The following is a 4,834-nucleotide window of genomic DNA, read 5'->3' as shown; positions in this document are numbered from 1 at the left end:
GTCGATTAGATTGAAATGACATCCAGGCTGGGATATAATTAGAACAGTATTTAAACATAAAAAATTTACATAAAAATAATTTCAAACTAGAAAGGTGATACAATGCCAGAAAAAAGATCAATACCTCTTTCAGTGCCCAATCTATCGATGGACATAGTTGAAAACATAAAAGACACCATAGAATCAGGCTGGGTCTCAACAGGTGGTAAATTTATCAAAGAATTTCAGGAGAAAATGGAAAAGTACTTAAATGTAGAGCGAGCAGTGGCAGTTCAGAGTGGAACAGCCGGTTTACACCTTGCAATGAGGGTTTTAGGAGTAGATCGTGATGATGAAGTAATAGTTCCCACAGCAACCTTTATTGCAGCAGTCAATCCAGTTACCTATATGGGAGCAGAACCTGTATTTATGGACTGTGGAGACGATATCAACATCGATCCAGATAAATTAGAATCATTTTTAGAGGATCAATGTAAAATGATAGATGGTAAGGTAATCAATAAAAAAACAGATAAAGAAATAAAAGCCATTGTAGTAGTTCATGTCTTTGGTAACCCAGCTGATATGGAACGAATAATGGAAATTGGAGCTAAATACAATCTAAAAATAGTAGAAGATGCAACAGAAGCTCTCGGTTCCTATTATACTTCCGGTAAATATGAAGGCCAACACTGTGGAACAATCGGAGATATAGGAGTCTATTCCTTTAATGCCAATAAGATAATTACTACCGGTGGTGGTGGAATGATGGTTTCCAATCACCCTGAGCTTTTAGAAAAGGCCTCATTTTTAGGTGTGCAGGCTAAAACAGACCCATTATACTATCAGCATGATGAAATAGGATATAACTACCGGATGACCAATATTCAGGCAGCCTATGGAACAGAGCAAATAGACAGGCTGGAAGACTTTATCGCCACTAAAAAGAAAAATTATAAGCTTTACAAAAAAGCAATAGCTGAAATAGATGGATTAAGTTTATTACCCTTTAATCAGGGAACAAGAGCCAATCACTGGTTTTATGCTGTACTGGTTGATCAGGATAAGTACGGAATCGATAGAGACGAGCTTTTAAGAAAGCTAAATGAGGTTAATATCCAGGCCAGACCTCTCTGGGGACTGATTCATCAGCAGAAACCCTATCTTGATAACGAGTTTTATCAGATAGAAAAGGCGCAGTACTTTGTTGATCATTTAATTAACATTCCCTGTTCTTCTAGCTTAACTGAAGAAGAGGTAGAGATTGTGGTTGAGTGGTTAAAAGAATTTAGTCAATAAATTATTTTGTGTTAACCAGTGTCTCAAATTAAATATTAATTACAGCATTCATTCTCCTACTACTTTTTTTCTCAGAAGTCAGTAGGAGTTTTTTGTATCTTTTAACTATTATTGTCGAATTCATTGAATTAAAGCAGAAAGTACATTATAATATAGATAGCTATTTACAGGGAGAAATTTATATTATCGGGAGTTGAGTTTTATGATTGAATTTTTATTGAAATTATACAAAAAACCGCGTTTAATTATTATTGACCTTATTTTAGTTAATCTGGCAGTACTATCTTCTTTCATCCTCCGTTTTGATGAAAACTGGATGAGGTATTTTGAAATTGAATATCTCCTGGCAATAACAGTGATTTCATTTTTTGTCTTATACTTTTCCTCACTCTACAATAAAATGTGGCAGTATGCCAGCATGTCAGAACTTTATTCCATCTTTAAAGCCACAATAGCAATCAACACTCTATTTGTAATCTATATTTACTTCTTCAGAGTCGGTTTCCCCCGCAGCATTATTGCCATCAATTTAATGTCAGATATCTTTTTGCTCGGAGGAATGCGTTTTGGTTTAAGACTATTAAAGGATTATTTAAACCGCAACCAGAATAAAAAGTCTAAAAGCAGAGTTTTAATCATTGGTGCCGGTGATGCTGCAGAGATGATTACCAGAGAGATTCAAAAACATCCAGAAATAGGGAAAAGAATAATTGGACTGGTAGATGATGATCCAGATAAGCAGTCCTTGGAGATTCACGGAAAAAAAGTTTTAGGAAAGAGTGAAAAAATACCGCAGCTGATCGAGGAGTATTCTGTAGATGAAGTGATCATTGCAGTTCCTTCGGCTGAAGGTAAGACAATCAAAAGATTTTATGAATTAAGCAATAAAAAAGATGTAAAGGTAGAGATTGTACCTGGAGTTTATGAGATTTTAAAAGGTGATGTTTCTCTAAATCAGATCAGAGAGGTCAAGGTAGAAGACCTTTTAAGAAGAGACCAGGTTGATTTAATCTCTGATGAAATTTCTGCTTATCTTGAAGAAAAAACCATCTTAGTCAGTGGTGGTGGAGGTTCAATTGGTTCAGAGATCTGCCGCCAGGTAGCAAAGTTTAATCCTAAAAAAATTATTATTTTAGATATCAATGAAAACACAACTTACTTTTTAGAAAGAGATTTAAAAAATAAGTATCCGGATTTAGATTTAATTTCGATTATCGGAAGCGTCAGGGATAAAAATAAGCTGGAGAAGGTCTTTAGAGAATATTCTCCTGATGTAGTCTTCCATGCAGCAGCCCATAAACATGTGCCCTTAATGGAGACCAGTCCGGAAGAGGCTGTAAAGAATAATATCTTAGGGACCAGGAACTTAGCTCAAACTGCAGCAGAGTTTGAAATCGACCGTTTTGTCCTGATTTCAACAGATAAGGCAGTAAACCCTACCAATGTGATGGGGGCCTCTAAAAGAGCAGCAGAGATGGTTGTGCAGACTATTAATAAGAAGTCTAAGACTAAGTTTATGGCAGTCCGCTTTGGTAATGTTTTGGGCAGCCAGGGAAGTGTAATTCCTTTATTTAAAAAGCAGATTGCTAATGGTGGTCCGCTGACAGTTACCCATAAGGATATAACCCGCTACTTTATGACTATTCCCGAAGCCTCACAGCTTGTTATTCAGGCAGGTGCCTTAGGTAAGGGAGGAGAGGTCTTTGTCCTTGACATGGGAGAACCGGTCAAGATTATGGAGCTTGCAGAAGACTTAATCTCACTTTCAGGTTTAACTCCTTATGAAGATATAGATATCGATGTAATTGGACTTCGTCCTGGAGAAAAGCTTTACGAAGAGCTTTTATGTGATACCGAAGATAATATTGCAACAGAACACGAGCGGATTTTTATCAATAACTTAGAAGCTGTAGACCAGGAGTTTTTAGATCAACACCTGGAGCGCCTGGCAGAACTTGCAGAAAAAGCTGCCGGCAGAGATATAGTTTCTGCACTTGTTGATCTGGTAGATACCTATCAGCCTCGTCGAGATAATGTCAAAAAGATTGATTTTAAAAAAGATAAAAAATCATCTTAAGGAAATTGCTTAAAAAATCAACAAAGGAACATCAAAGCTCTCAACTTTGATTACAGCTGGAAAAAGATTGTTGGTTTAAAGATCAAATAACAAATAGCGTAACTATTAACCCGGCATTTTCTTAAAGAAACTGTCGGGATTTTTTAATACCAAATCAAAAAGTGCTTCCTATTTTGAATGGAGTTTCTGAGCAATAATAGGGAATTTTAGTTTGCAACTTTCGGGAAGACACTGCCCCCCCCAAAAATAGTGGACAAAAACTATTGCAAATAATTTTCTTGACCAAAAAGTAAATTAATTATATAATTACATTGTAGGGACATTATCAGTGCGCAAAGGAGGATAAAAAATGAAAACAAAACAATTCCGTATTGATGAGGAAGAATGGGAAAAATTCAAAAAAATTACACATGATTCAGGTAGTAATGCGAGTGTAGAAATAAGAAGGTTTATTAAAGAATATAATAAGCAGAACAGTCACGAAGAAATCTTTAATGAGATTTATGAGGATCATAAAGAGGTATTAGATGCTTTAGCTAAATAATTATTTTCTGGAGCTGAATTAAATGGATAAATTTTATTTATTGGATACTGATTTAGTTTTAAAGATCCATCGTGAACTTATGGAAAAATATAATAATAATGCTGAAATAAGAGATATTAAGCTGTTAGAATCAGCTATTTATGGCGTTAAAAATTATAAAATTTATAATGATAATTCATCCATTTATGATTTGGCTGCAGCTTATTGTTTCTATTTATGTAAAAATCATGCTTTTATTGATGGGAATAAGAGGATAGCCTTTTTTGTGATGGCTTATTTTCTAAGATATCATGACTATAAAATAATTGCTGATAGTGAAGATTCAATTTCGATGGTCAAAAAAGTTGCTCAAGGAAAAATTAAAATAAATGGCATTTCAGATTGGTTAAAAGATAATACTATTTCGAATAATAATAAATTTAATTAGAATATTAGGCCACGCCTTTGTAGCTATATAGACTAATTAATGTTTAGATTCTTATTGGAGGCTTTTTAGTTTAGCATATGCATCTGATTTATACAGAATAATTTTCTTAAACTATTTTATTGATGATCCTGAAGTTTATATATTAGTTCATGGAATAGTTAAAAAAACAAATAGAACTCCTCCAGATGCAATTAGCTTAGCAGATAGAAGAAAGAAAAGAATTATAGCTGAGTTGGAAGGATAAATATTTCTGATATGTACTCTATAATATTAGTTATAAGGGAGTCTTAAAATACAATGGGAAATAAATATGGAATTAGAAATAAGGATGATTCTTTTAAAGAATTAATTAAAGATAGAAATGATTTAAAAGATACAGTTGAGGGATTTGACCCTGTTTATGAATTAAGGAAAAAGATATTTTTATTAAGATCAGATGAAGGTTTATCACAGGAGGAATTGGCTGCTAGAGCGGGTATGAGGCAGTCGGTAATATCTAGAATAGAAA

The 4,834-nt window shown here is 34.0% G+C and carries 5 protein-coding genes and 1 pseudogene; all 6 read left to right on the top strand.

The window, feature by feature from the left end; all coding sequences use genetic code 11:
- The first annotated feature begins 102 nt into the window (after positions 1-102).
- A complete protein-coding gene (locus tag CI949_RS16940) occupies positions 103-1,278 on the top strand; it encodes a LegC family aminotransferase (protein ID WP_290768523.1) in 1,176 nt (391 codons plus the stop codon).
- Positions 1,279-1,480: 202 nt separating this feature from the next.
- Positions 1,481-3,355, top strand: a complete 1,875-nt coding sequence (locus CI949_RS16935; RefSeq protein ID WP_290768521.1) for a nucleoside-diphosphate sugar epimerase/dehydratase — start codon at positions 1,481-1,483, stop codon at positions 3,353-3,355.
- 349 nt (positions 3,356-3,704) lie between these two features.
- Entirely contained in the window at positions 3,705-3,899 is a 195-nt protein-coding gene (locus CI949_RS16930; protein ID WP_290768519.1) for a hypothetical protein, read from the top strand.
- Positions 3,900-3,921: 22 nt separating this feature from the next.
- Complete coding sequence (locus tag CI949_RS16925; RefSeq protein ID WP_290768517.1) at positions 3,922-4,326, top strand: type II toxin-antitoxin system death-on-curing family toxin; 405 nt, start codon at positions 3,922-3,924, stop codon at positions 4,324-4,326.
- 91 nt (positions 4,327-4,417) lie between these two features.
- Positions 4,418-4,570, top strand: a pseudogene (locus CI949_RS21015) (type II toxin-antitoxin system RelE/ParE family toxin); the annotation flags it as partial.
- A 53-nt stretch (positions 4,571-4,623) separates the two neighbouring features.
- The coding region (locus CI949_RS16920) for a helix-turn-helix transcriptional regulator (RefSeq protein WP_290768514.1) at positions 4,624-4,834 on the top strand (211 nt) is incomplete at its 3' end.

The sequence above is a fragment of the Halanaerobium sp. genome, assembly GCF_003070835.1.
The sequence above is the reverse complement of the archived record's forward strand: the minus strand, read 5'-3'. Positions and strand labels throughout refer to the sequence as shown.